Consider the following 25,529-nt stretch of genomic DNA (forward strand, 5'->3'; position numbering starts at 1 on the left):
CGGTGCCGGCCGGGTCTACTCGGCCAGCCCGGCGCGCTCCAGGGCGTCCACTCCGGCGCGCAGGGCCGCGATCCGCTCGTCCAGGGTGAAGCCCGCCGGCGCGAGGGTCAGCGTGGTCACGCCGGCCGCCGCGTACGCCTGCATGCGGTCGGCGATGCGCTCCACGGATCCGAGCAGGGTGGTGGAGTCGATCAGCTCGCGGGGGATCGCGGCCGCGGCGCCGTCCTTGTCGCCGGCCAGGTACTTGTCCTGGATCTCGGCGGCCTCCTTCTCGTACCCCATGCGCTGCGCCAGCTTGTTGTAGAAGTTCTGCTTGCGGCTGCCCATGCCGCCGACGTACAGCGCCGTGTAGGGGCGGAAGATGTCGGCCAGCGCGTCGACGTCCTCACCGAGGGCGACCGGGACGGTCGGGCAGACGTCGAAGCCCTCCATCGTCTTCCCGGCCTTCTCGCGGCCCGCACGGATGGGACGGAGGGCCGTCTCCTCCAGGTGCTCGGCCGAGGGGAAGATCAGCAGGGCGCCGTCGGCCAGTTCGCCGGTCTGCTCCAGGTTCTTCGGGCCGATGGCCGCGATGTACAGCGGGATGTGCTCGCGGACGGGGTGCACGGTCAGCTTGAGCGCCTTGCCGGGGCCGTCGGGCAGCGGCAGCGTCCAGTGCTCGCCCTCGTGGGTCAGCCGCTCGCGGGACATCGCCTTGCGGATGATCTCCACGTACTCGCGGGTGCGCGCCAGCGGCTTGTCGAACCTGACGCCGTACCAGCCCTCGGACACCTGCGGCCCGGAGACGCCGAGGCCGAGGCGGAAGCGGCCGCCCGACAGCGAGTCGAGGGTGGCCGCGGTCATGGCCGTCATCGCGGGGGTGCGGGCCGGGATCTGGAAGATGGCCGAACCGACGTCGATGCGCTCGGTCTGGGCGGCCACCCAGGCCAGGACGGTGGGCGCGTCCGAGCCGTAGGCCTCGGCCGCCCAGCACACCGAGTACCCGAGGCGGTCCGCCTCCCGCGCCACGGCGAGGTTGTCAGAGTCCATCCCGGCGCCCCAGTAGCCGAGGTTGATCCCAAGCCGCATAGCGCTCCCCTTACCAACGAGTAACGTCCTTGTTCCCCGGACCATATCGCCCTGACGGCGGCACGGCGCCTGTCGGGTACGTCACTCGGGCCCAAATACTGCCGTTGACCAGTAATCTCACCCCTCATGGAGCAAAGGCACCTCGGCCGTACCGGACTGCGTGTGTCCCGGCTCGGGCTCGGCACGCTGACGTGGGGACGCGACACCGGCGAACTCGACGCCGCGGACCAGCTGAAGGCCTTCTGGGAGGCCGGCGGGACGCTCGTCGACACGGCCGACGTGTACGGCGACGGCGGCGCGGAGTACCTGCTCGGCCGGCTGGTCGAGGACCTGGTGCCGCGCGCGGACCTGGTGATCGCCACCAAGGCCGGCAGCGTCCCCGACCCCGACCGGCGCTTCGACGCCTCCCGCGGACACCTCCTGGCCGCCCTGGACGCCTCGTTGCAGCGGCTCGGGACGGACTACGTGGACCTGTGGCAGGTGCACGCGTACGACCCCACGACACCGCTCGACGAGACCCTGCAGGCCCTCGATCTCGCCGTCACCTCGGGCCGCGCCCGCTACGTCGGCGTCTCCAACTTCTGCGGCTGGCAGCTCGCCAAGGCGGCGACCTGGCAGCGGGCCGTGCAGACCCGGACGCCGCTGTCCAGTACGCAGATGGAGTACTCGCTGCTGCAACGCGGCATCGAGCGCGAGGTGCTGCCCGCCGCGCTGGACCTCGGGGTGGGGCTGCTGCCCTCCTCCCCGCTCGGGCGGGGCGTGCTGACCGGCAAGTACCGGCACGGCACCCCGGCGGACTCGCGGGGCGGCTCGGAGGACATGGCGCCCTTCGTCGCGCCCTACCTCGACGAGACGGCCCGGCTCATCGTGGACGCGCTGGCCATAGCGGCCGACGGACTGGCCGCCTCGCCCCTCCAAGTGGCCCTGGCCTGGGTGCGGGACCGCCCCGGCGTCGCCGCGCCCATCGTCGGTGCGCGCAACGCCCAGCAGCTGGCGGCGGCGCTGTCAGTGGAGGCCCTTAGTCTTCCCGAAGAGATCTGCCAGGCGCTGGACGACGTTTCGGCGCCGCTGCACCGCTATCCGGACCACGACTGGAGCACGCTGTGAGCGTCCTCCGGCGGTAGTCCGCCCACCTACGGAGGCCACCGTGACCGAGGACCGCGACGACCGCGACCGCGAGGACCGCAGCGGAGCGGGGACGCCGCCCGGTGCCGACGCGGCGCCGGAGCAGTCCGCCGGTGCCGCGGACGACACCGGCGAGGACGCGCCGCGGCCCCGGCGCCCGCGCCCGTCCACCGAGGGCGTCGGCTCGCAGCTGCCCGAGGAACTGACGGACCTGGCGGCCGCGGTGCGGGCCATCGAGCGCGGTGAGCGTCCGGCGGCCGTGCCCCGGGGCCGCACCTCCCCGGCGCGGCCCGCCCCGGAGCGCCCGGTGACGCCCGCGCCGGCCCCCGCCGCGATGGCGCCGGCGCCCGTCCCCGCCCTGCTGAGCGGCGACGCGGTGGCCGCGGCGCGCACGGTGCTCGCCGCGGGCGGCGCGCCGGAGGGGCTGGCGGAGGCCGCCGTGGCGGCGCTCGGCGAACGGGCCGGGGAGGCGCTGCGCGACGACCCGTGGCAGGTGCTGTCCGTGCCCGGCGTGCGGGTGGACCAGGCCGACGGCTTCGCCAAGGCCCTGCTGGGCGGCGCCGCCGACCCGGAGGACGAGCGCCGGGCGCGCGCCCTGGTCGTCCGGCTGCTGGAGCAGGCGGCCGAGCAGGGCCACACGGCGGTGGAATGGTCCGTGCTCGGCGCGGCCCTGGGCCGGCACGCGGTCACCGCCGCCGACGACGCGCTCAAGGCGGCCGTCACCGACGGTGTGGCGCTGCTCTTCCACGTCCCCGACGACAGCGCCGGACCGGCCCGCGCCGCGGGTGCCGGTACCGACGCCGACGAGGACGCCGAGCAGCCGGTGCGGCTGCTGCTCGGCCTGGACCGGTGGGCGATGGCGGAGGAGAGCCTCGCCGACGGCCTCATGCGGCTGCTCAACACCTTCTCCCCCGACGAGGGGCCGGACTGGGAAGGCGCGGCAGCCACGGCGCCCTCGCCGTCCGCCGGCGCGCTCGTGCGCGCCGCAGCCGAGAGCGGGCTCGTGGTGCACCAGGGCGCCGAGGAGGCCCGTGCCGAACCCGCCGCCCTCGTGGCGGCCGCCCGGGCACTCGGCCTGCGCGCCTACGCCGCCGCGGCCACCGAGGACGGCCGCAGGCGGCTGGCCGGGGCGGGCGCGGGCGAGGACGCGGTGGCCACCGTCGCGGGCCTGCTCGCCGGCCAGGAGGGCCCCGGACGGGACGAGGACGGGACGCTGGCGCTCGACCTGCTGGCGGTCCTGGACGCGCCCCTGCTGGACGTGGAGACGGCCGCCACTCTCGTCGAGGCCGTGCCCGACGGCGCGCGGCTGGTCCTCTCCGGCGACCCGATGGCGCTGTGGTCCGCCGGTCCCGGGCGGGTGTTCGCGGACCTGGCGGCCGCCAAGGTGTGCCCGCAGGTCGCCTCGCGCACACCGGACCCGGGGCCGATCGGCGAGCTGGTCTCCGGGATCGGCATCGGTGAGCTCGCGCAGGTGGAGGCGCCGGACAAGGAGGTCGTGATCGTCCCGGTGCGCGACGCCGGCGAGGCGGTGCACCGCACGGTGCAGCTGGTCGCGGACTCCGTGCCCCGGGTCATCGGGGTGCCCGCCGGGAGCACCCAGGTCATCACCCCGGGCCACGGCGGCGCCGCCGGTACCCGGGTGCTCAACGCGGCGCTCAAGGAACGGCTGAACCCGGGCCCCGGCCGCTTCGGCGGTTTCGACCCCGGCGACCGGGTGCTCCTGGTCCCCGGCCCCGGCAGCGCCGTGCCGGGCACCGTGACCGGCGGCGGTGACGAGGGCCTGCACGTGGACTGCGACGGGACCGCCGTCGTCGTCGCGCCCGACGCCGTCGCCGCACAGGTGCGCCACGGCTGGGCGATCACCGCCCACCAGGCCGCCGGCCGCCGCTGGCCGGCCGCCGTCGTCGTGCTGCCGGGGGACGCCGCGCAGAGCCTGACCCGGGCCTGGGTCTACACCGCCTTCGGCCGGGGCGAACGGCACCTGTCCGTCGTGCACGGCGTCGACCAGGCACTGCCGCGCGCCGTCGCCGAGGTCCCGGCACGGGACCGCACCACGCGGTTGCGCGACATCCTGCGCGAGCAGGCGGCGTCGGCGTCGGCGCAGTAGCGCACGGCACGGGGGCCCGGGCGTACCGGGCCCCCGTGCGGGGCGTCATGCCTCTTCGCGGTCCTCGCCGAGCACGTCGCTCTCGTCGTCGAAGACCGCGCTGACGTCGAACCGGCAGATGAGATGGCGCGGATCGGCCTGCTCGAAGGGGGTGGCCAGCCACTCCCCCGGCTCGGCCGCCTCCACCGCGGTCACCCAGACCGTGGAGTCGCCCTCCTCCAGGCCGAACTCCTTGTGCCGCTCGGCGATCTCGTCGGGCTCGTACTCCCCGAACAGGGCCCCGATCGCGGCCGCGACATCGGTGCCGGCCTCGAGCCCCGCGTCGGCGACGCGTTCCGCCTGCTGCACCAGCCGCTCCGGATCACCCACGGTGTAGTCGCGGCGGATCAGGACGCTGATCGCCTCCGGCTCCTCCGGACCGTCGTACTCGGGCAGCGTGTCCCCGAGCGGCACCTCGAAGGGGGTGACCTCGTCATAGGTGTCGTAGAGCAGCTCGTCGTAGGCCTCGGCGGCCGAGGCCAGGGCCTCGAAGGCCTGGTAGACCGCGGGATCGTCCTCCCCGGTCCGGTGCTCGACGGCGGCCAGGTGGCGGTCCAGAGCGGCCTTCACCGCCTCGACGGCGGCTCGTACCTCGGCAACAGTGGGCTGCGCGGCATCAGACATGCGGAAGACGCTATCCGTACTGGGGCTCTCCCCGCACAATAGATGCGATGCCTGAATACGAATTCAGAGATGTGTACGTGCCTCGGGGCGTCTCCCGCAAGGAGGCCCAGCGGCTTCTGACCGACCACGCGGAGTACGGGCATTGGGAGTTGGACCGTCTCCGCCTCTACCCGGACGGCAGCCGCCGGGTACGGCTGCGCCGAAGAATCATCCGCCAGGTCCGCGCCACATGGTGACGTACGCCACACATGAAGCGGGGCCCCGCATCGGCGGGGCCCCTTTCCTCATACGCCGCCCCATGGGGGAGACAGAGGCGTTCAGCGACGGACCGCGCGGGCGCGGCGGAAGAGCACGGCACCGCCGAGCAGCAGACCGGCGCTGGTGAGCAGCGCGGTGCCGACGTCCTCGGTACCGGTCTGGGCCAGGCTCGGGCCGCCACCGCCCGGCACACCGGCCGGCTCCGGGTTGTTGTGCTCCGGGTAGTTGTCACGCGGCACGCTGCGGTGCGGCGGGCGCGGGTGGTGCCCGTGGCCCTTGCCGCCACCGCCGTAGTGGTGACCGCCGCCGTAGCCGCCGGCGTTCACGCAGGTGTTGCCGACGGCCGGGTTGAGCAGGCCGATGACGTTGACGGAGTTGCCGCAGGCGTTGACCGGGATGTTCACCGGCGCCTGAATCGCGTTCCCGGAGAGGATGCCGGGCGAGCCGACAGCCGCGCCGTGGGCCGACGCGCCGCCGTGCCCGTAGCCGCGCCCGTCGCGGTCGCCGCCGAAGCCGCGGCCCCCGTCGTTGCCGCCGAACCCGTGGCCGCCGTCGTTGCCGCGGCTGCCGAAGGCCGAGTCGACACCGCGGGTGGAGCCGCCGCGGCCGCCGCCGTCCTTGTCGCGGTAGCCGCCGCCGACGGGCTTGCGGAAGCCCTTCTTGTAGACCTTGACCTCGCGGTGGCCGGGGGAGCCGTTGACGCAGGTGTTGCCGGCCGCCGGGTTCAGCAGACCCACCACGTTGATCGTGTTGCCGCAGACGTTCACCGGGATGTTCACGGGAACCTGGATCGCGTTGCCGGAAGCGATGCCCGGCGAGCCGGCGGCGACGCCGGACGCGTTGGAGTCCGCGTAGGCGGCCATACCGCCGGTCACGGCGAGCACGCCGCCGGTCGCGACCGCGGTGAGCAGCCCCTTTTTCGCGACTTGTCGCATGGATTGTCCCTGCCTTGCTTTTCCAGATACGGAAACCGGCGGGCAGAGCCCGCCGGGGGAATGGTCGCCCCCCCGGACGTCAGAACTTGTGCCTCCCCCTAGCCGGGGCGGCCCCGGAAGCGCACGAGGCATTTCCGGGGCCGACCGGTTTCAGGCCTCGGAAGAGGCCTGAGAGAACGTCACTTGCCGTCCTTGTCGGCGTAGCCGTCCTTGTCGCGGTAGCCACCGATGGCCTTGTGGAAGCCACCCTTCTTGTAGACCCGGACCTCGCGGTGCCCGAAGGACCCGTTGATGCAGACGTTGCCCGCCGCCGGGTTGAGGAGGCCCACCACGTTGATGGTGTTGCCGCAGAGGTTGATCGGGATGTTCACCGGGACCTGGATCAGGTTTCCGGACAGAACGCCCGGGGACCCGGCGGCAACGCCGGACGCGTGCGAGTCCGCGTGGGCCATGCCGCCGGTGACGGCGAGCGCACCGCCGGCCGCGACCGCAGTGATCAGCGCCTTCTTTGCAACCTGTCGCATTGAGTTTCCTTGCCTTGCTTTTCCGGATACGGAAACCGGCGGGCGGTACCCGCCGGGGGAATGAGTGCCCCCCGGAGATGAAAACCGGCACTCCCCCAGCCGGGGCGGCCCCGAAGCCCGTTCAGAGCTTCGCGGGGCCGGCCGGGTCAGGCCCTGGAGAGGGCCCGACGCGATGTCACCTGTTGAAGCAGACGTTGCCGACGGCGGGGTTCAGCAGGCCCACGACGTTGATCGTGTTGCCGCACAGGTTGACCGGGATGTTCACCGGAACCTGGATCACGTTGCCCGACAGCACGCCCGGGGAGCCGACAGCGGCACCCTGAGCTCCGGAGTCGGCGACGGCCACGCCGGCACCCGCAGCCACGAGCCCACCGGTGACCACGGCAGCAGCGACGACCTTCTTGATCATTTTTCCTCCTCGTTGGCAAAACGGCCCCAACTTCGGACCGCACAGGAACCAACGAGTGGACACAAGGCGCGCTACTGCCGCTGGGATTCATTCACTCTTTTCGGCTAAGCGGCAGGAAATGTCGATAATTGGCGAGTCGTTTCAACTGCTCGCGAGGAAGCGGTCGAGCACGCGCACGCCGAACTTGAGACCGTCCACCGGCACCCGCTCGTCGACACCGTGGAACATCCCGGCGAAATCGAGGTCGGGCGGCAGCTGGAGCGGCGCGAAACCGAAGCAGCGGATGCCCAGGTCGTCGAAGGACTTGGCGTCGGTCCCGCCGGACAGGCAGTACGGCACCGCCCGCGCGATCGGGTCCTCGGCCTTCAGCGCCGCCTGCATGGCCTCGACGAGCGCGCCGTCGAACGTCGTCTCCAGCGCCTTGTCGGCGTGCACGTTCTCGCGCTTCACCCGGGGGCCGAGGATGCGGTCGAGGTCGGCCAGGAACTCCTCCTCGTAGCCGGGCAGGAAGCGGCCGTCGACGTGCGCGGTGGCCTGGCCGGGGATCACGTTGACCTTGTAGCCGGCGCCCAGCATGGTCGGCGCGGCGGTGTTGCGCAGCGTGGCCCCGATGAGCTTCGCGATGCCGCCCAGCTTGGCCAGCGTCGTCTCCATGTCCTCGGGGTCGAGTTCGATCCCGAGGGCGTCGCCCAGTTCGTCGAGGAAGCCGCGGACGGACTTGGTGACGCGCACCGGGAACTGGTGCCGCCCGAGCCGGCCGACCGCCTCGCACAACTCGGTGATCGCGTTGTCGGTGTTGGTCATGGAGCCGTGGCCGGCGGTGCCGTCCACGGTGAGCCGCATCCAGTGCATGCCCTTCTGGGCGGTCTCGATCAGGTAGAGCCGCACGTCCTCGTTGACCGTGAACGAGAAGCCGCCGACCTCGCCGATCGCCTCCGTGACGCCCTCGAAGAGCTCGGGGTGCTTGTCGACCAGGTAGCGGGCGCCGTACACGCCGCCGGCCTCCTCGTCGGCGAGGAAGGCGAGCACGATGTCGCGCGGCGGGCGGCGCCCGCTGCGGAGCATGTCGCGCACGACCGCCAGGGTCATCGCGTCCATGTCCTTCATGTCGACCGCGCCGCGGCCCCACACGCAGCCGTCGGCGATCTCGCCGGAGAACGGGTGGTGCGTCCAGTCGGCGGCGTTGGCGGGCACGACGTCGGTGTGGCCGTGGATGAGCAGCGCGGGCCGCGACGGGTCCTCGCCGGTGATACGGGCGACGGTGGAGGCCCGGCCCTGGTGCGACTCGAAGATCTGTGGTTCGAGGCCGACCTCGGCGAGCTTCTCGGCGATGTACTCCGCGGCGGCCCGCTCACCGGGACCCGAGTGGTCGCCGTAGTTGCTGGTGTCGATCCGGATGAGGTCGCGGCAGAGGCCGGCGACCTCGTCCTCACCGGTGGTCGTACGGGCGTCCGAGCTCGACTCGCTCACGCTGTCTCCTTCGTTGGTCGATCTCCCCATCCTCCCCCGCACCCCCACCGGGCCGCGAGGCCCCCCGGGCCCCCTTCGCACGGGCGTCACGGGCGTCACGAGCGCCCCAGCGGGCGGGTTGATCGAGGGGCCCCGGATGTTTGCTATTGTTTTCCACGTCGCCGGGCCCGAGCGCCAGGCGGCGGACACCTTGTCCGGGTGGCGGAATGGCAGACGCGCTAGCTTGAGGTGCTAGTGCCCTTTATCGGGCGTGGGGGTTCAAGTCCCCCCTCGGACACCATGTGAAGCCTGTGGGCGGTACGGCCGGAGTACGGCGGTACCGCCCATCGGCGTTCGCGGGTCCGTGGCGCGTTCGGGTCCTGAACTCCCGGGCGCTCCGCATGCCGTCCGCTGCGGACCGTGGCACGCTGGTTCCGAAGAGTAAGGAGCCCACCATGGCCACTTCGCGAACGGACGGCTCCGCGGCTTCCGGACGGATCGTCCTCGCCGCCGTTCTGATGATCTTCGGTGGCATCTCGGCGATCCTCCAGGGCGCCTCCGCGATCGCCAAGGACACCGTCTTCGTCGTGACCGGCAACTACACCTTCCGGTTCGACCTGAGCGCCTGGGGCTGGATCCATCTCGTGCTCGGGGTGCTGATCGTGCTCGTCGGGCTGCTGCTCCTGCGGGGCGCGCTCTGGGCGCGCAAGGTGGGTGTGGCGCTCGTCGGGCTCGGGATGCTGGCGAACTTCATGTGGCTGCCGTACATCCCCTTCTGGGCGCTGGCGATGATCCTCCTCGACGGCGTCGCCCTGTGGGCGCTGTGCACCGCCCCGGGGCGCAGGCCCGCTGCGGTGTGAGTCCCGCCGCCATTCAGCCGACTGGTCGCACTGCGGGTGACAGCGGCCGGCGCAGGCGGCAGCGTTGCCCTCAGTACCGGTCCCCCGTACAGACGAGGACGCTCACCATGGCCGCTCTCCGCCGGCCCGGCCTCCACGCCGGCGCCCTGCTCCTGCTCCTCGGCACCGCGGCGTGCTCCGGTATGACCCATCAGGCCGTGGGCAACCTGGTCTACACGACCACCGACGGCAAACCGCAGCAGATCGAGAGCCCCTCGGTCGACGGCTGCCACCCGCTGACGGCCCCTGGCGCGAAGTCGGTCGACAACAACACCGTCAACGACGTGATCCTCTACACCCGCGAGGACTGCCACAACCTCACCGGGACCAGCGAGTTCTACCTCTCCTCGCAGACCAGCGACCCGGGTGTGCCCGGCCAGGCCCCCTGGAAGAGCTTCACCGTGGTCGGCGGAAGCCACTAGCACCAGGGACGGTCGCCATGACGGACGGGAACGACGACCCTGCCGCGGTGCCCGGCGGGCGCGAGTTCCTCTCACCGCGGGAGCGGGCCGCCATGGGCCGCGCCGCGCGGCGGACCACGCCCCGGTCGCGGCACGCGGAGTGGGCGCCCTCGCCGCTGAGGGCCGACCCGGTCGACGTGATCGAGGAGCAGTCCGCGCGCCGGGTGCCCGAACTGGTCCCGATCCGGTACGGCCGGATGTCCGAGTCGCCGTTCCGCTTCTACCGCGGCGCGGCGGCCGTCATGGCCGCCGATCTCGCGGGCACGCCGGTGACGGGGCTGCGCGCCCAGCTCTGCGGGGACGCGCACATGCTCAACTTCCGGCTGCTCGCCTCGCCCGAGCGGCGGCTGATGTTCGACATCAACGACTTCGACGAGACGCTGCCCGGCCCGTGGGAGTGGGACGTCAAGCGGCTGGCCGCCAGCCTCGTGATCGCGGGCCGGGCGGCCGGCTTCTCCACCGGGGAGCGGGCGGCGACCGTCCTGGCGGCCGTCGGGGGCTACCGCGAGTACATGCGCCGCTTCGCCCGGATGGGCGATCTCGACGTCTGGTACGCCCACTTCGAGGCGGACCGGCTCCAGGAGCGGTTCGCGCCGCTGCTCGGCGCGCGGGACCGCGCGCGCTGGGAGCGTTCGCAGGAACGGGCACGCTCGCACGACACGCTCCAGGCGTTCGAGAAGCTCACGCACGTGGTGGACGGCCGGCGGCGCATCGCGGCCGATCCTCCGCTGCTGACACCGCTGCGCGACCTGCCGGACGCGCTGGACGCCGGGGTGGAGCGCGAGCTGGCGCGGCTGATGGAGCGCTACGGCCACACCCTGCAGTCCGACCGCCGCGCGCTGCTGGAGCAGTACCGGGTCGCCGACATCGCCCGCAAGGTGGTGGGAGTGGGCAGCGTGGGGACGCGCTGCTGGATCGTCCTGCTGCTCGGCAAGGACGACGAGGACCCGCTGTTCCTCCAGGCCAAGGAGGCCGACGAGTCGGTGCTGGCCCGCCACGTGGGCGCGTGCCTCCAGCGGACGCAGGGCGAGCGCGTGGTGGCCGGGCAGCGGCTGATGCAGGCCACGAGCGACATCTTCCTGGGCTGGGAACGCGTGCACGGCATCGACGGCCGCCGGCGGGACTTCTATGTGCGCCAACTGCGCGACTGGAAGGGCATCGTGGTGGCCGAGACGATGTCGCCCCAGGTGATGGGCGTCTTCGGCCGGGTCTGCGGCGCCACGCTGGCCCGGGCGCACGCCCGCTCGGGCGACCGGATCGCGATCGCGGCCTATCTGGGCGGGGGCGACGTCTTCGACCGGGCGATGGCGGAGTTCGCCGAGCTGTACGCCGACCAGAACGAGCGCGACCACCAGTCCCTCCTGGACGCGGTCCGCACCGGCCGCGTCACCGCGCGGTCGGCCTGAGGCCCGGCTGCGCCGTGTGCCGGCACGCCCCGTCGGCGCGGCCGAAGGCCGGGATGTTCGGGCCCGGGGCACGCCGACCGACGCCCGGCACCGCTCCGGCCGGACACGGCCGAACGGCGGGTTGCCTGGGCCCTGCGGAAGCAGTTCGGCGCTGACGAGGCGACGACATGGGCCGTACGACCACCGGTACCGACCCCGCACTGCCCAGCCGGCCGCCCGACGCCCGGCCCGGCACGGCACGGCACCAACCGGACCGCCCCATCCACGGAGTCGGCGCCCCCGAACGCCCGGACGTCCGGACCGTGCCGCAGCAACTCGCCGACGACCAAGGCCACAACAACAGCCGGAACGACCACCGACGTCCGGCCCCGCTCCCACCGGACCGTACGGACCGCGCCCGGACCGCTCGGTCGACCTGACCGAACGCCGTGGCCGCGAGGCACAGCGACGACGGCCGGCACCACCATCGACGCCCGGCGCCGTTCCGGCCGGCCCCTCGGTCCACGCGGCCGAACGCCCGGACATCCTGGCCCCCGGCCATGCCTCCTCAACCGGTCCGTGGAGTCCTCGCCGTCGTCGGCTCGGCCGCCGGCGGCGTCGAGTCCCTGCGCGACGGCCTCGTGCTGCCCGCCCTCGCCCATGGCTGGCGGGTGGCCGTGACGCTCACTCACACCGCCGCCCGCCGGCCGCGCCCCGCCGCCGACTGCCGATTCGGTGATACCGAAGGCGACGACGGCCAGCACGACCGCTGACGCCCGGCGCCGCTCCGGCCGGACCGCCGGAACCGCCCGCGGGCCCCTCGGTCGACGCTGGCGCACGCCCGGACATCCTGGCCCCCGGGGTCGCAACTCGGTGATGCCGAAGGCGACGGCGACGGCGCGGCGTGCCGGGCCCCTCAGTCCACGCGGCCGAAGGCCGGGATGTCCGGGCCCTGCGGGAGCAGTTCGGTGGTGACGAAGGCGACGACGGCGGCCAGTACGACCACCGGCACGGACTCGGCGTTGCCCAGGAGCAGGACGACGAGGACGACCGTGCTGACGGGCAGCCGCATCGCCGCGGCGCAGGAGGCCGCCATTCCCGCGGCCATGGCGGGCACGAGGCCGAAGCCCGGCAGGGGGGCCAGGAGTGCGCCGCAGGCACCGCCGAGGAAGAGGGAGGGGAAGATGGGGCCACCGCGCAGGCTGCCCAAGCAGAGGGCGTACGCGAGGGACTTGAGGACCAGTACGGCGACCAGGGCGGTGACGGGCCACGCGTGGGGGTCGGAGGCGAGCTGCGGCAGCGTGCTCTGCCCGGACAGCGCGGCCTCGGCGGGTGAACGGCCGGTCAGCAGGGCGTAGGCGGCGACGCAGACGCCCGCGGCCACCGCGCAGGCGACGGTGTTGCGCAGGGGGCTGCGGGAGACGAAGACCGCCGCGTGCCGGCCTCCGACGACGATCCAGTGGACGGCGATCCCCACGACCAGGCCCATGAGGACGCCCCAGACGACGTCGCCGACGTCCAGCGCGGGCGGCCGGGGCAGTCCGATGTCCAGGCTGCCGGTCTTGAGGCCGGTCCAGCGTCCGAACCCGGTGAAGACGATGTCGCCGACGCCGGCGGCGAGCAGGGCGGGCAGCATGACGGCGAACAGCTGCGGTCCGCCGACGCCCGCGACCTCCATCAGCAGGACGGCCGCCACGAGCGGGTTGCCGAAGATCGTCGCGATCGCCGCGGCGGACCCGGCGGCGCCCAGCAGCACGGTTCCGGTCGGGGTGGGGGACGCGCGGACCAGGTTGCGGAAGACCAGCGCGATGCCGCCGCCGAAGGCGATCAGCGGTGCCTCGGGGCCGAGGACGGCGCCCAGCGGCAGGCTCGCCACGGCGGCCACGACGACCCCGGGCACCGCCGCCGCGGTGGCGCCGCCCGAGTGCAGGCCGGACGCGGGGATGTGGCCGCCGCCGCCCGGGATACGCGTGACGACCAGGCCGACGACCAGGCCGGCCACCGCCAGCAGCGGGATCGGCCACCACCACGGCGGCTGGGCGTGGCCGAGCTGCCGCGGCCAGTCCTGCCAGACCAGCTTCTGCAGTTCGTGGAGGGCGACGAGGAACCAGAAGGCGAGGAAGGACACGGGGATGCCGAGCACGGCGGAGGACAACAGCGCCCTGCGGTACTGCGGCTGACGCAGCAGGGTCCGCAACTGGTCGGCTTCCTGCGGCTGGTTCGCGGTCCCGGAGATCGCCTTCCCCTCTCGTGGCGGTGCGCTGTTTGCGTTGAATGCGGCTTTCGTGACATTACCGACGCGAGCCGTCCGGCGGCCTCAGGCACGCTGGGCGCTAGGGTGGGCCGACCGCGCGAGGAGGCGCGGCGCTGACGCGTATGGAGGTGCCATGGCCGCCCCCACCTGGGTCGCCGTGCCGGACGACTCCCTCTTCGGCGTGCACAACCTGCCGTACGGGGTGTTCACCACCGGGGACCGGCCGGGCGAGCGGCGGATCGGTGTGGCGATCGGCGACCACGTGCTCGACGCCGGGGCGGTGACGGCCGGGCAGGCCGCGCGGGCCGGAGACGGCGTGGCGGCGCTCCTGGCGGCGCCGTCGCTCAACGCGCTGCTGGCGGCGGGTCGGCCCGCGTGGACGGCGGTGCGTGCGCTGCTCACCGCGTGGCTGACCGATCCGGCCCACCGCCCGGCGGTCGAGCCGCACCTTCTGCCGCGGCCGGAGGTGACGCTGCATCTGCCGTTCGAGGTGGCGGACTACGTCGACTTCTACGCCTCGGAGCACCACGCGACCAACGTCGGCCGGATCTTCCGGCCCGACGGTGCGGCGCTGCCGCCCAACTGGAAACACCTGCCGATCGGTTACCACGGCCGCAGCGGCACCGTGGTGGTCTCCGGCACGCCCGTCGTGCGACCGAGCGGCCAGCGGCGGGCGCCGGGCGAGGCGGTGCCGGACTTCGGTCCGACGCGGCGGCTGGACGTGGAGGCCGAGATCGGCTTCGTCGTCGGGGGCCCGACCGCGCAGGGCTCGCCCGTGCCGCTCGCCGACGCGGAGGAGCACGTCTTCGGCGTCTGCCTGGTCAACGACTGGTCCGCGCGCGACATCCAGGCGTGGGAGTACGTGCCGCTCGGCCCGTTCCTCGGCAAGTCCTTCGCGACCTCCGTCTCGCCCTGGGTCGTCCCCCTCGACGCCCTGGCCGCAGCGCGTGTCGCCCCGCCGGCCCGTGACGCGGCGCTGCTGCCCTACCTCGACGACCAGGACGGCTCCGCTCCGCCGCGCGGCCTGGACATCGCGCTGGAGGTGCGGCTGCGCGGGGAGGTGGTCTCGCGGCCGCCGTTCGCCACGATGTACTGGACGTACGCGCAGATGCTCGCCCACATGACGGTGAACGGCGCCTCCCTGCGGGCCGGGGACCTGTTCGCCTCGGGCACGGTCAGCGGGCCCGAGCGGGCGCAGCGCGGCGCGCTGATCGAGCTGTCGTGGAACGGCGAGGAGCCGCTGGTGCTCGCCGACGGGACGCGGCGGAGCTTCCTGGAGGACGGCGACGAGGTCGTAATCACGGCGACCGCTCCCGGGCCGGACGGCACACGGATCGGCTTCGGCGAGGTGACGGGCCGGGTGGCGGCCGCTCCGGCGGCGCGGTAAGGACGCGGCGGCGGGCGGGAATCGGGCCGTTCCGGGATCTGTCGGTGCGCCGGGCCGCTGTGATCTCCTGACCCTGTCGCTCCGCCGTCCGCACCCCGGCCCCGCAGGGAACCCATGCCCGAGACACCGCCCTCCGCCCCCTTGGGGGACGCCGGTCGCGCGCCCGCCGCGCCGCTGCCGCGCGCGGTGCGGATCGGCTACGGCCTCGGCTCCCTGGGCACGGGCGCGTTCGGCACGGTACCGGGGCTGATCCTGCTGTACTACCTGACGAACGTGCTGGCCGTGCCGGCGGCGGTGGCGGGCGCGGCGGTCTTCCTGCCCAAGGCGTGGGACGTGCTGATCAACCCGCTGGTGGGGGCGGCCGCCGACCGCAGCCGGCTGCAAGGGGGTTCACGGCGGCCGTTCCTGCTGGCCGGGGCGCTGACCCTGCCGCCGCTGTTCGCGCTGGTCTTCGCGGCACCGCCGCTGCGGGGCGCGGCCGCGGCCGGGTACGTGGCGGTGTTCTTCCTGCTGGCCGCGACCGCCTACGCGGTCTTCCAGGTGCCGTACGTGACCATGCCCGCCGAGATGACCGAGGACACCGGTGAACGGGCCCGCGTGCTGGGCTGGCGGGTGGGGTTCCTGGGCGTGGCGATCCTGCTGTCGGGCGCTCTGGCCCCCGCGATCGCGCACGAGAGGGGCGACACCCCCGGGAGCTACCGGCTGATGGGGGTCGTGGTGGCGCTGCTCCTCCTGGCCGGGACGCTCGGCGCCTGGCACTTCACGCGGCAGGCCCCTTCGGTCGCCCGCAGCACCGCGGAGCCGTCCCTGCGGGCGCAGTTGGCGGTCGCCCGGGAGAACCCGGCGTTCGGCTTCCTGGTGGGCATGTGGGCGCTGCAGGCGCTCGCCGTCGGGACCATGCTGGCGGGGGTGCAGTACTTCGCCACGTACACCCTCGGCGCGGCGGGCGCCGTCACCCCGCTGTTCGCCTGCATGATCGGCCCGTTGGTGCTGGTGATGCCGCTGTGGAACCGGCTGGCCCGGGCGCGCGGCCCGAAGTACGCGCAAGCGTGCGCCTCGGCGCTGTTCGCCGGCGCGGCGGCGCTGCTCGCGCTGACCCCGTTGGCGGGCCCGGCGCTGGGTTATCCGGCGGTGGCGGCCGTGGGGATCGCCTACGCGGGGCTCCAGTTGCTTCCGCTGACGATGCTCGCCGACACCCTTGCCGCCGACGCGGTACGGACCGGGCGGCGCCGGGCGGCGACCTTCACGGGCCTGTGGACCGCCGCCGAGACCCTGGCGCTCGCCCTGGGGGCCGGGGTCTTCGCCCTGGTCCTGGCGGTGACCGGGTTCCGTTCCTCGGACGCCGCGCACCACGTCGACCAGCCCGCCGCCGCCCTGACCGGCATCACGTGGGGCATGAGCCTGCTGCCCGCCCTGCTCGCCGCGGCGAGCCTGCGGCTCCTGCGCGGCTACCGCGAGGACGCCCCGGCGGTGGCCGCGCCCGAATCCGACCGTTCCGCCGAGCTGTCAGAGGACACGAACGACCATGCCCACTGAGCCCGTTCCCTCCCCCGCGCTCCCGTCCGGCCGGCCCGCCGGTGAGGTGCTGTCCGCGCTGCGGGCCCTGCGCGCCCAGGACGCCCCGACCCGCGGCGGGCGCACGTTCGCCTATGTCTACGACTCCGGGCTGGCCGGGGTCGACGGGCTCGCCGCGGCCGCGTACGCGGAGTTCGCCACCGTCAACGGCCTGGACATGACCGTCTTCCCCAGCGTGGCCCGGCTGGAGAACGACGTCGTCGGCGCGGCCGTGGCACTGCTGGGCGCACCCGGTGCGCAGGGCAGCTTCACCAGCGGGGGCACCGAGTCGATCCTGCTGGCGGTGAAGACCGCCCGCGACCACGCCCGCGCCGTGCGCCAGGTGACGGAGCCCCAGCTCCTGCTGCCCTCGACCGCGCACGCCGCGTTCCACAAGGCCGCCTCCTACCTGGGCCTGGAGACGGTGACCGTTCCCGTGGACCGGGAGACCCTGCGGGCCGACGCTGCCGCCATGGCCGCCGCGGTCACCGGCCGCACCGCACTCGTCGTCGCCTCGGCGCCCTCGTACGCGCACGGGGTGGTCGACCCGGTGCCGGAGATCGCCGCCGCGGCGGCCGAACACGGGGTGCTCTGCCACGTGGACGCCTGCATCGGCGGCTGGCTGCTGCCCCATCTGCGGCGGGCGGGACGGGACGTGCCGCCGTTCGACCTGTCGGTGCCCGGGGTGACCTCGCTGTCGGTGGACCTCCACAAGTACGGCTACGCCGACAAGGGCGCCTCCGTGGTGCTGTACCGGGACGCGGAGCTGCGCCGCCACCAGTACTTCGCGCACGCGGGCTGGCCGGGCTACCCCGTGGTCAACCCGACGGTGCAGGGCACCAAGTCGGCCGGCCTGCTGGCGCAGGCGTGGGCCGTGCAGCGGCACATCGGCGAGGACGGCTACCGGGAGCTCGCCGAGCGGACCGCCGAGGCGGCCGACCGGCTGCTGCCGGGGCTGCGCGCCGTGGAGGGCGTACGGGTGCTGGGCGAACCGCGGGCCGCACTGGTCGCGTTCACCCTGCTCGGGGCGGACGGCACGCCCGACCTGAGCCTGCTGCTGCACCTGGCCGACGAGATGCGCGACCGCGGCTGGTACCTCCAGCCCCAGCTGTCCTTCGACGGGCTCCCGCCGAATCTGCACCTCACCCTGACCCCCGCGTCGGCCGGGCAGGTCGACGCCCTGCTCGCCGACCTGGACGCGGCCCTGAAGGCGGCGCGGGCCCTGGCCCCGGTGACCGTGGACCCGGCGCTCGCGCAGTTCGCGGCCGGACTCGACCCGGACGCCCTGGGGCCGGAGGAGATCGCGGGGGTCCTGGCCTTCGCGGGCCTCGGCGGCGGAACGGGCCTGCCGCGCCGTATGGCGCCGGTACTGATGCTGCTCGACGCCCTGCCGGGCCGGCTCAAGGAGCGGCTGCTGACGGAGTTCGTCGGCTCGGTCTTCCGGGTGTGAGGCCCCCGAGGGGGAGCGGACGCGTACCGGGTCCGTCGGTCGCAGCGGCCCGGTCGGAACCCGTTCGACGGTGACGCCGCCGGCCAGGGGCCGCCCGGCCGCCCCTGGGCGGAGCCTGCCCGCGGGAGCCCTGAGCGAGGGCGGTTGCCGACCGGTGCGCATCGTGCTGGGAGCGGCGGCCGACGATGTCCACGGGCGGGCGGTGCTCGACGGGTGCGCGGTGGTCACCCCGGTGGACCGACCGGGCGTCGGCGCGGGCGCCGTGTCACGGGTGGCGGCGGCGCCGACTTCCGCCGCGTACGACGGGAGGCGCGGCCGACGAGCCCCCAGTGGTCAGCGTTCGCGGCCCCGGGGCCTGAGCGGGGTGTCGGGCAGTCGCGGTGCCAGGAGCCGGTCGCCGGCGTAGCCGTGGACCGTGCCGAAGGCGGCGGTGCCGGTGTTCCACTCGTCACGGGCCCGGGCGATCTCCTCGCCCGAACGGGCCACGAAGTTCCACCACATGACGAGCCGCTCCTCGAACGGCTCGCCGCCCAGCAGCATCACCGAGCCGTCGCTGTCCGCGCGCAGCGGCAACTCGGCGCGGCCGCAGCCCAGACAGAGCATCGAGCCCGGTTCGACGGGCACCCCTTCGATGTCGATGCGGCCGGCCGTCGCCAGCACCGCGTACTCGAAGTCGCGCTCCAGCGGCAGCGCGACGTCCGTGCCCTCGGTGAGGGCCAGGTCCGCGCCGACCAGGGGCGTGAAGACGGAGCCGGGCGAGACGGCGGTGTCGAGCCCGCCCAGCAGGACGGTGGCGCGCAGCCCGCCGCGCCCGCCGGTGACGAGCGGGAGGTCGGCGTGGTGCTCGAAGGACGGCTCGCGGTGCCGCTGCGCGTCGGGGAGCGCCCCCCACAACTGCGCGCCGTGCAGCAGGCGGGCGTGCTCGCCTGCGGGGACTCCTCGGAGTGCGCGATCGCGCGGCCGGAGGTCATCAGGCCGAGTTCGCGCGGCCGTACGGTGCACAGACTGCCCAGGCTGTCGCGGTGCAGCACCTCGCCCTCGTGCAGCCGGCTGACCGTCTGCAGGCCGATGTGCGGGTGCGGCGGCACCTGCATGCCCGGCTCGCCCCGGCGATGTCGTCGGGACCGTAGTGGTCGACGAAGCACCAGGCGCCGACCATGCGGCGGCCCAGGTTCGGCAGCAGCCGGCGCACCTCGGTGCTCTCGCCGAGGGGGACGACACGGCCGGTGAGCAGGTCGCGCACGGGGGCGGCGGAGATGTCCTGGCGTCCGCCGCAGGCGGTGGGCAGGGGGCGCGTGTCGAGATTGCTCATGGGGTGATCACTCCTCCCGGCGGGGCGCCGGGAGCAGCGCGGCGGGGATGTCGGCCTCCAGGGCGCGCAGGTGCTCCCCCAGCCCCTTGGCCTGCGGGTCGGGACGGGTGGACGCGGCGACGCCCTCCCCGAGCAGGCCGTGGACGACGAAGTTGAGCGCGCGGAGATTGGCCAGCTCCCAGCGGCTCACGCGGAGCCCGGCGGCCTCCGGCACGAGCGCGCGGAGCCGTTCGACGTCGAGCCAGTCCCGCAGCCAGGCGTACGCGGCGTCGCTGCGGGCCCACAGACCGACGTTGGCGTCGCCGCCCTTGTCACCGGAGCGCGCCCCGACGAGCAGGCCCAGGGGGGCGCGTACGGTGGGCCCGCCCGGCGCGGTGACGGCAGGCCCGGGAACGGCGACGGGTACCGGCGCGGCATCGGACGACGGCGGGCGCGGCACGGGCACGCGCGTGCCGTCGTGGAGCACCACCTCGTGCCGGACCGCCTCGGCCGGGACCAGGGCGGGCCAGTGCACGCCGTACTCGGTGGCCTTGGGCGAGAAGTGCTCCATGTGCAGGCCGGGTGCGGTCGACAGGCCGGTGCCGACCACGGCGGAGAACAGGGCGCGGCCGGCCTTGTCCCTGTCGGCGTCCTTGACGGTGAGGGTGAGCCGGGCGCCGGACGCGGTCGGCTCCAGGTGGACGTCGTACGTCCCGAACCGCTCGGGCCCGCCGGTGGCGTCCAGCAGGGACGCCTCCGCGAACCGGGCCTTGGCCTCGATGTCGGGACCGGTCAGCACGAAGGTCGCCGTGTTGCGGTAGCCGCCGTGGTGGTTGACGCACACCTTGAGGGTGTCGGGAGCGGGCTCGCCGCGGGCGCCGCTCACCAGGACCCGGTCGGGGCCGAGTTGTTCGAGGGCGACGGTGTCGAAGCGGGTGACGACGTCCGGGTTGAGGTAGGCGGGGCGGTCGATCTCGTACAGCAGCTGGGCGGTGACCGTCTCGACGGTGACGGCGCCGGCGGTGCCCTCGTGCTTGGTGATGACGGCGGAGCCGTCGGGGCGCATCTCGGCGATGGGGAAGCCGGGGTGCACGGGGCGCTCGATCTCGGTGAAGAAGGAGTAGTTGCCGCCGGTCGCCTGGGCGCCGCACTCGATGATGTGCCCCGCGGTGACGGCCCCCGCCAGGCGGTCCCAGTCGTCGTGCGCCCAGTCGAAGGCCCAGGCCGCGGGACCGACCACCAGCGAGGCGTCCGTGACGCGTCCGCAGATCACCACGTCGGCGCCGGCGCGCAGCGCCTGCGTGATGCCCCACGCGCCGAGGTAGGCGTTGGCGGTGACGGGCCGCACGCCGGCGTCGGCGAGACTGCGGCCGGTGGCGAGGTGCGCGAACCGGTGTCCCTGCGCCTGGAGTTCGGGCAGGCGCCCGATGAGGTCGTCGCCCTCGACGTACGCCACCGACGGGCTCAGCCCGGCGAGGGCGGCCAGTTCGCCGAGCTTGGCGGCCAGGCCGGCCGGGTTGAGGCCGCCCGCGTTGACGACGACCTTGATGCCACGCTCCAGGCAGGTGCCGAGGACGTCCCCCATCTGGGCGAGGAACGAGACCGCGTACCCGCCCGCCGGGTCCCGCTGCCGGGCCTTCCACAGCAGCAGCATCGTGAGCTCGGCGAGGTAGTCGCCGGTCAGCACGTCGATGGGGCCGCCCTCGACCATCTCGCGGGCGGCCGCGAGGCGGTCCCCGTAGAAGCCGGAGCAGTTGGCGATCCGCAGGGTGTCTCGTCGCTGGGTCATGTCCCTCGCCGTCGGCGGTGTCTGTCTTCAGATGTGGTGACGCGGTGACGCGGTGGTGTTGGGGCGGGCCCGCCGGGGTCAGGCGGCCGTCGCGCGCAGGGAGTCCACGTGGCGGCGGATCTCCTCCGGCGAGAGGTAGATGTCGGTGACCTCGAAGTCCTTCAGGGCGGCCGGCCTGCGCGCCTGGAAGCCGGTGCGCACGAAGTCGTCGCCGGCGACGGCGTTGAGGAACCAGCCCGCCGCGGCCCGGAAGCGGGCCGGGAAGGTGCGCAGCGCGCCGAGGTGGTAGCCGCGGGCCACGACCTGCGCGGGCAGCCCGCTGAGCGGCACGCCCAGCGGCTTGGAGACCGCCTCGATGCCGCCGAGGTCGACGACCAGCCCCAGGTCCTTGTGCCGGTACTCCTCCAGCGGGCGGCCGCGCAGGGACGCGACCACGTTCTCGGCGACGGCCTTGCCCTGCCGCATGGCGTGCTGGGCGGTGGGCGGGCACACGGCGCCGCCGCCGGTCACGAGGTCCGGCACCGCCGCGGAGTCGCCGAGCGCGAACACCCCGTCGGCGCCGGGGATGCGCATCTCGGCGTCGGTGACGAGCCGGCCCTTGACGGTCTCCGTGCCGAGCGTGGTCACCAGCGGGCTGGAGACGACGCCCGCGGTCCAGATCAGGGTGCGGCAGGGCAGCTTGCGGCCGTCGGTGAAGGTGACGGTGTCGGGGGTGACCTCGGCGACGGACACGCCCAGCGACACGTCGACCCCGCGCTCGCGCATGATCTGGAGTGCCTTCAGGCCGAGCTTCTCACCGAGCTCGGGCATCAGCCGGGGGGCGATGTCGATCAGGTGCCACTTGATGAGCGTCGGGTCCAGGCGCGGGTAGCGCTTGGCGGCGGCGGTGGTGAGCCGCTGCAGGACGGCGGCGGTCTCGGTGCCGGCGTAGCCGCCGCCGACCACCACGAACTGGAGCCGCGACTCGCGCTCGGCCCGGTCGGTGGTGGCGGAGGCCAGGTCCAGCTGGGCGATGACGTGGTCGCGGATGTACGCCGCCTCGGCGAGGGTCTTCATGCCCCGGCCGTACTCGGTGAGGCCGGGGATGTCGAAGGTGCGGGTGACGCTGCCGGGGGCCAGGACGAGGTAGTCGTACTCCTCCACGAGCTCCTCGTCGGTGATCTTCTTGATGACCACCGCCTTGGCCGCCGGGTCCACGCCGATCGCCCGCCCGGGGATCACGGCGGTCCGGTGCAGCATGCGGCGCAGCGGGACCGCGACCGCCTGCGGGGTGAGGACGCCCGCGGCGACGTGCGGCAGCAGGGGCAGATAGAGCTGGTGGCTCCAGGGCGTCACCAGGCTGATGTCGGCCTCGTCCGGCGACAGCCGGCGCTCCAGACGGTGCGCGCACTCCATGCCCGCGAAGCCACCGCCGACGACCAGGATCCTGGGTCGGTTCATCACTCGCCTCCCGTGGGACCGTTCGGGCCCGATTCCCTACCCGCGGCGTGTGCGGATACGCCTTCGGCCACGCTCGCACAGGCCCCGTCGCGGCGCGAACGGAACACCGGGGCGGGCCAGCGGCACGCTACCGGCCGCGACCGGTGGACCAGAAGAGCCCGGCGGCACCCGCCCGGCGCGGTGGTCAGCCCGCGGTGCGGCGCCACGCGAGCAGCCGGTGGTAGGCCTCCAGGCCGTCGGGGACCCACGCGAGGCGGGGCAGCCGGTCCTCCAGCTCTCCCTCGGTGAGGAAGGCGTGCCAGGCCACCTCCTCCACCTGCGGGGCGACCGGCAGGTCGCAGCGCACCTCGTAGACCCGCGACCACCAGGTGTGGCCGCCGGCCGCGCCGGTCCCCTCGTAGAGGAAGCCGAACAACGGGGTCGGGCGCGGCAGCCCGCTGACGCCGAGTTCCTCCTCGGCCTCGCGCAGGGCGGCGTCGTCGTACGCCTCGCCCGCGCCGACGACACCGCCGACGAACATGTCGTACAGGGAGGGGAACACCAGCTTCTGCGCCGTCCTGCGGTGCACGAAGATCCGCTCCTCGGCGTCCCGGGCCAGGATGAACACGCAGCGGTGGCGCAGTCCGCGGGCGGTCGCCTCGCCGCGGGTGGCCCGGCCGACCACGTGGTCCCGCTCGTCCACGATGTCCAGCAGTTCGTCCGCCGGGCGCGGCGGGGTGTCCCTGCTGCCGGTGTCGCCCGTGTCGTCCGTGTCGCCCATGGAGCGCCTCCGCCGTGCCGTCCCCGCTGATCCCCGTACGGTGCCACGACCGCGGGCGTCACGCACCCCTCGCCCGGGCGGAAGCCCGTGGACGCCGGCGGTTGTCCCGGCGTGGGTAGGGTGAGCGGTGTGATCGACGCTGTCCGGAACACCGCGCGGGCGATCGGCCTGTGGTTCGCCCCGGAGCGGGTGCGAGCGGAGGGCACGACGCCCGACTACCGCTTCTCGCTGGCGAACGAGCGGACGTTCCTGGCCTGGCTGCGCACGGCCCTGGCGCTGGTGGGCGGCGGCTTCGCCGTGGACCAGTTCCTGCGGAACCTGCAGCGTCCCGTCCGGGTGACGCTGGCTGTCGTGCTGGTCGTGGGCGGGGCGATGTGCGCGGTGCGCGCGGTCAACCACTGGGTGCGCTGCGAGCGGGCGATGCGGCGCGGGGACGACCTGCCGGTCTCGCGGTTCCCGGCGCTGCTGGCGGTGGTGGTCGCCGCGATGGCGGTGGCGCTGCTGCTCACCGCCGTGCTGGGGCGGGCCGGCTGATGGACGCCGGCGACACCCCGGAGCGCGATCCCGGGCTGCAGCCGGAACGGACCCGGCTGGCGTGGCGGCGGACGACCCTCTCCTTCGCCGTGGCGGCGCTGCTGGCCGGGCGCCAGGCGCTGCTGCACGGCGTCTCGGCGGTCGTGATCGGCGGGTTGGCGCTGTGCGCGCTGGTGTGGCTGGCCTTCACGGCGGTCGCGCAGCGCCGGATCGCCGTGCTGGACGACGCCCGGCCGCCGGTGCTGACCGGGCCGTGGGCGGCCGGGGCCGTGCTGTGCGTCGTGGCCCTGGCCCTCTTCGGGTCGGCGACGCTGTTCCTGTGAGAGGGCGCGGAAGCTTGGGCACATCAAGCAAATGGTTCACAATGTCAAGTACCTGAGTAGACTCGCCGCATGAGCGCCCGGAACGCCCCGACCGCCCCGAATTCACCGACCGCGCCGACTGCGCCGACCGCGCATCCGCCCTCCAAGATCCAGCTGCTGGAACTGCTCGCGGTCATCGGCACCGCCCAGTGGCAGGACTTCGCCGCGGCGGCGGCACGGCACGGGCTGACGTCCATGCAGGCGAAGGTGCTCTCCCAGTTGCACGGCCCGGTCCCGATGCGCGGTCTCGCCGAGCGGCTGGTGTGCGACGCGTCCAACATCACCGGCATCGTCGACCGCCTCGAGGCCCACGGGTTCGTGCGCCGCGAGGTGAGCCCGGCCGACCGCCGGGTGAAGAACGTGGTCGCCACCGATCTGGGCCGCGAGACGATGCGCCGGGTGCGCGACGAGATGCAGGCCACCCACGGGGCCCTCGACGTCCTCGACGCCGGGGAGCGGGAGGCGCTCTACGGCCTGCTGGAGCGGCTGCGCCCCGTCATGGAGGACCGCGCCCGCGGCTGACGGCGCAGCGGCGCGACCAGCGCCCGCACTTCGCGGTCGGCGAAGCCGGGCTCCGCGCCGATGACGCGGACCAGGCGCTCGCGCACCGCACGGCCGCGGCCCGCCTCGACGAGCGCGAGCGACTCGGCCAGCGCCGCCGGCAGCCCCGGGCGGTGCCAGGGCTCGGCGGCCCACTCGTCGAACCACCGCCGCGGCGGGAAGCAGGGCTGCAGCTTGTCCTGGTCGTTGCCGAGGTAGTCCCAGACCCAGCCGTCCAGTGACACGCTCGCGGCGTGCCCGGCGGGCAGGGCGCGGGCCCAGCCGCCTTCGCTGTGCTGCTGCCAGCGCCAGGTCTTCGGGCTGGTCCGCTCGCGGATCGTCACGCCGACGAAGCGCAGCTTGCGGCGGATCACCGGCCAGGGCTCGCGGCTCGCGGCCGCCCAGGCGGCGAGCGCGCCGTGCAGCACGTCGTACGTCGTGCCCCCGTGCACGACGTCGACCAGCGCCACCGGCCGTGTGCGGCGGGCCAGGTCGTACGGGGCGAGTCCGGCGGCCGCCAGGTGCTCGCGCAGCCGGCGGGTGTGCGCCGGGCCCCAACCGGCCCGGGACAGCCGCAGCGACAGCGGGAGGCGCAGCAGCCGCCCGTCCCAGGAGGAGCCCTCGAAGGCGCCGCTGAGCAGGTCGTACATGCTGTCCAGGGAGCGCCCGACGAAGCACAGGTCGGCCCCGCCGGAGCGGGCCAGCACCTTGCCGGCGCAGTCCGTGAGCTGGGGCAGGAACCACAGCCGGGGCGGCTCGGCCCCGTCGGTCAGCGCGCCCAGGCGGTCCGGGCGGCGTCCGTCGCGGGCCCGCGACAGCGTCCAGCGGTAGGGCTGCGGCGGTGCGGGACGCGCGCCCGGCGGTGAGGTCATGCCGGCCAGTCGA

The 25,529-nt window shown here is 74.3% G+C and carries 25 protein-coding genes, 1 tRNA gene and 1 pseudogene; 15 read left to right on the forward strand and 12 right to left on the reverse strand.

What is annotated here, in order from left to right; genetic code table 11:
* Positions 1-15: 15 nt before the first annotated feature.
* Positions 16-1,068: an LLM class F420-dependent oxidoreductase gene (locus ACIP64_RS21745; protein ID WP_401589155.1), complete on the reverse strand. Its 1,053-nt coding sequence runs from the start codon at positions 1,066-1,068 to the stop codon at positions 16-18.
* A gap of 126 nt (positions 1,069-1,194) precedes the next feature.
* Between ACIP64_RS21745 and ACIP64_RS21750 the strand changes: the two genes are divergently transcribed.
* Positions 1,195-2,175, forward strand: coding sequence for an aldo/keto reductase (locus tag ACIP64_RS21750; RefSeq protein ID WP_360906295.1), 981 nt, complete (start codon positions 1,195-1,197; stop codon positions 2,173-2,175).
* 40 nt (positions 2,176-2,215) lie between these two features.
* Positions 2,216-4,300 (forward strand): helix-hairpin-helix domain-containing protein, encoded by a 2,085-nt coding sequence (locus ACIP64_RS21755; protein WP_401589158.1) that lies wholly within the window; start codon positions 2,216-2,218, stop codon positions 4,298-4,300.
* A 45-nt stretch (positions 4,301-4,345) separates the two neighbouring features.
* On the opposite strand, the gene ACIP64_RS21760 is transcribed toward ACIP64_RS21755, so the two are convergent.
* Positions 4,346-4,963, reverse strand: coding sequence for a hypothetical protein (locus tag ACIP64_RS21760; protein ID WP_401589161.1), 618 nt, complete (start codon positions 4,961-4,963; stop codon positions 4,346-4,348).
* A 47-nt stretch (positions 4,964-5,010) separates the two neighbouring features.
* On the opposite strand from ACIP64_RS21760, the gene ACIP64_RS21765 reads away from it, so the two are divergent.
* A complete protein-coding gene (locus tag ACIP64_RS21765) occupies positions 5,011-5,199 on the forward strand; it encodes a DUF5703 family protein (protein ID WP_319661956.1) in 189 nt (62 codons plus the stop codon).
* Between the two features lie 81 nt (positions 5,200-5,280).
* Here ACIP64_RS21765 and ACIP64_RS21770 read toward each other — a convergent pair whose 3' ends face one another.
* From ACIP64_RS21770 to ACIP64_RS21785, 4 genes are all read right to left on the reverse strand, one after another.
* Entirely contained in the window at positions 5,281-6,156 is an 876-nt protein-coding gene (locus ACIP64_RS21770) for a chaplin (protein ID WP_401589165.1), read from the reverse strand.
* A gap of 179 nt (positions 6,157-6,335) precedes the next feature.
* Positions 6,336-6,680, reverse strand: a complete 345-nt coding sequence (locus ACIP64_RS21775; protein ID WP_401589167.1) for a chaplin — start codon at positions 6,678-6,680, stop codon at positions 6,336-6,338.
* Between the two features lie 175 nt (positions 6,681-6,855).
* Entirely contained in the window at positions 6,856-7,089 is a 234-nt protein-coding gene (locus ACIP64_RS21780) for a chaplin (protein ID WP_401589170.1), read from the reverse strand.
* 141 nt (positions 7,090-7,230) lie between these two features.
* The gene (locus ACIP64_RS21785) at positions 7,231-8,589 is read right to left on the reverse strand and encodes a M20/M25/M40 family metallo-hydrolase (RefSeq protein ID WP_401589173.1); all 1,359 of its coding nucleotides are present in this window, start codon (positions 8,587-8,589) and stop codon (positions 7,231-7,233) included.
* Positions 8,590-8,751: 162 nt separating this feature from the next.
* On the opposite strand from ACIP64_RS21785, the gene ACIP64_RS21790 reads away from it, so the two are divergent.
* The 6 genes from ACIP64_RS21790 (at position 8,752) to ACIP64_RS21815 (ending at position 12,056) form a co-directional block, all read left to right on the forward strand.
* Positions 8,752-8,839, forward strand: a tRNA-Leu gene (locus tag ACIP64_RS21790).
* A gap of 154 nt (positions 8,840-8,993) precedes the next feature.
* Positions 8,994-9,398 (forward strand): hypothetical protein, encoded by a 405-nt coding sequence (locus ACIP64_RS21795; RefSeq protein ID WP_401589176.1) that lies wholly within the window; start codon positions 8,994-8,996, stop codon positions 9,396-9,398.
* 107 nt (positions 9,399-9,505) lie between these two features.
* Positions 9,506-9,859, forward strand: a complete 354-nt coding sequence (locus tag ACIP64_RS21800; protein ID WP_401589178.1) for a hypothetical protein — start codon at positions 9,506-9,508, stop codon at positions 9,857-9,859.
* A 17-nt stretch (positions 9,860-9,876) separates the two neighbouring features.
* Positions 9,877-11,304 carry a DUF2252 domain-containing protein gene (locus tag ACIP64_RS21805; protein ID WP_401589180.1) on the forward strand — a complete coding sequence of 476 codons (1,428 nt, stop codon included), beginning with the start codon at positions 9,877-9,879 and terminating at the stop codon, positions 11,302-11,304.
* A 167-nt stretch (positions 11,305-11,471) separates the two neighbouring features.
* Positions 11,472-11,723, forward strand: coding sequence for a hypothetical protein (locus ACIP64_RS21810; RefSeq protein ID WP_401589183.1), 252 nt, complete (start codon positions 11,472-11,474; stop codon positions 11,721-11,723).
* A 120-nt stretch (positions 11,724-11,843) separates the two neighbouring features.
* Positions 11,844-12,056 (forward strand): hypothetical protein, encoded by a 213-nt coding sequence (locus tag ACIP64_RS21815; RefSeq protein ID WP_401589185.1) that lies wholly within the window; start codon positions 11,844-11,846, stop codon positions 12,054-12,056.
* Between the two features lie 143 nt (positions 12,057-12,199).
* On the opposite strand, the gene ACIP64_RS21820 is transcribed toward ACIP64_RS21815, so the two are convergent.
* A complete protein-coding gene (locus tag ACIP64_RS21820) occupies positions 12,200-13,471 on the reverse strand; it encodes a chloride channel protein (RefSeq protein WP_401589486.1) in 1,272 nt (423 codons plus the stop codon).
* A 199-nt stretch (positions 13,472-13,670) separates the two neighbouring features.
* On the opposite strand from ACIP64_RS21820, the gene fahA reads away from it, so the two are divergent.
* The 3 genes from fahA to ACIP64_RS21835 all read left to right on the forward strand — a co-directional run bounded on the left by fahA (position 13,671) and on the right by ACIP64_RS21835 (position 17,928).
* Positions 13,671-14,924 (forward strand): fumarylacetoacetase, encoded by a 1,254-nt coding sequence (gene fahA / locus ACIP64_RS21825; protein WP_401589187.1) that lies wholly within the window; start codon positions 13,671-13,673, stop codon positions 14,922-14,924.
* A 114-nt stretch (positions 14,925-15,038) separates the two neighbouring features.
* The gene (locus ACIP64_RS21830; protein WP_401589190.1) at positions 15,039-16,460 is read left to right on the forward strand and encodes an MFS transporter; all 1,422 of its coding nucleotides are present in this window, start codon (positions 15,039-15,041) and stop codon (positions 16,458-16,460) included.
* On the forward strand, positions 16,450-17,928 hold the full coding sequence (locus ACIP64_RS21835) for a pyridoxal phosphate-dependent decarboxylase family protein (protein WP_401589192.1): 1,479 nt from the start codon (positions 16,450-16,452) through the stop codon (positions 17,926-17,928). Before ACIP64_RS21830 ends, ACIP64_RS21835 begins: the two co-directional genes overlap by 11 nt.
* Before the next feature lie 333 nt (positions 17,929-18,261).
* On the opposite strand, the pseudogene ACIP64_RS21840 reads toward ACIP64_RS21835, so the two are convergent.
* The 4 genes and pseudogenes from ACIP64_RS21840 to ACIP64_RS21855 form a co-directional block, all read right to left on the reverse strand.
* Positions 18,262-19,240: pseudogene (locus ACIP64_RS21840) on the reverse strand (pirin family protein).
* A gap of 7 nt (positions 19,241-19,247) precedes the next feature.
* A complete protein-coding gene (locus tag ACIP64_RS21845; protein ID WP_401589195.1) occupies positions 19,248-21,008 on the reverse strand; it encodes an acyclic terpene utilization AtuA family protein in 1,761 nt (586 codons plus the stop codon).
* 78 nt (positions 21,009-21,086) lie between these two features.
* The gene (locus ACIP64_RS21850) at positions 21,087-22,448 is read right to left on the reverse strand and encodes an NAD(P)/FAD-dependent oxidoreductase (protein ID WP_401589197.1); all 1,362 of its coding nucleotides are present in this window, start codon (positions 22,446-22,448) and stop codon (positions 21,087-21,089) included.
* Between the two features lie 184 nt (positions 22,449-22,632).
* Positions 22,633-23,208, reverse strand: coding sequence for an NUDIX hydrolase (locus tag ACIP64_RS21855; protein ID WP_401589200.1), 576 nt, complete (start codon positions 23,206-23,208; stop codon positions 22,633-22,635).
* 129 nt (positions 23,209-23,337) lie between these two features.
* Between ACIP64_RS21855 and ACIP64_RS21860 the strand changes: the two genes are divergently transcribed.
* From ACIP64_RS21860 to ACIP64_RS21870, 3 genes are all read left to right on the forward strand, one after another.
* Positions 23,338-23,742: a YidH family protein gene (locus tag ACIP64_RS21860; RefSeq protein ID WP_401589203.1), complete on the forward strand. Its 405-nt coding sequence runs from the start codon at positions 23,338-23,340 to the stop codon at positions 23,740-23,742.
* Positions 23,742-24,065, forward strand: a complete 324-nt coding sequence (locus ACIP64_RS21865; protein WP_401589205.1) for a DUF202 domain-containing protein — start codon at positions 23,742-23,744, stop codon at positions 24,063-24,065. Before ACIP64_RS21860 ends, ACIP64_RS21865 begins: the two co-directional genes overlap by 1 nt.
* Before the next feature lie 69 nt (positions 24,066-24,134).
* Entirely contained in the window at positions 24,135-24,626 is a 492-nt protein-coding gene (locus ACIP64_RS21870) for a MarR family winged helix-turn-helix transcriptional regulator (protein ID WP_401589208.1), read from the forward strand.
* Here ACIP64_RS21870 and ACIP64_RS21875 read toward each other — a convergent pair.
* The gene (locus ACIP64_RS21875) at positions 24,572-25,516 is read right to left on the reverse strand and encodes a hypothetical protein (RefSeq protein WP_401589210.1); all 945 of its coding nucleotides are present in this window, start codon (positions 25,514-25,516) and stop codon (positions 24,572-24,574) included. The genes ACIP64_RS21870 and ACIP64_RS21875 overlap by 55 nt on opposite strands.
* Between the last annotated feature and the right edge of the window lie 13 nt (positions 25,517-25,529).

The organism is Streptomyces sp. NPDC088733 (genome assembly GCF_044751185.1).
Lineage (GTDB): Bacteria > Actinomycetota > Actinomycetes > Streptomycetales > Streptomycetaceae > Actinacidiphila.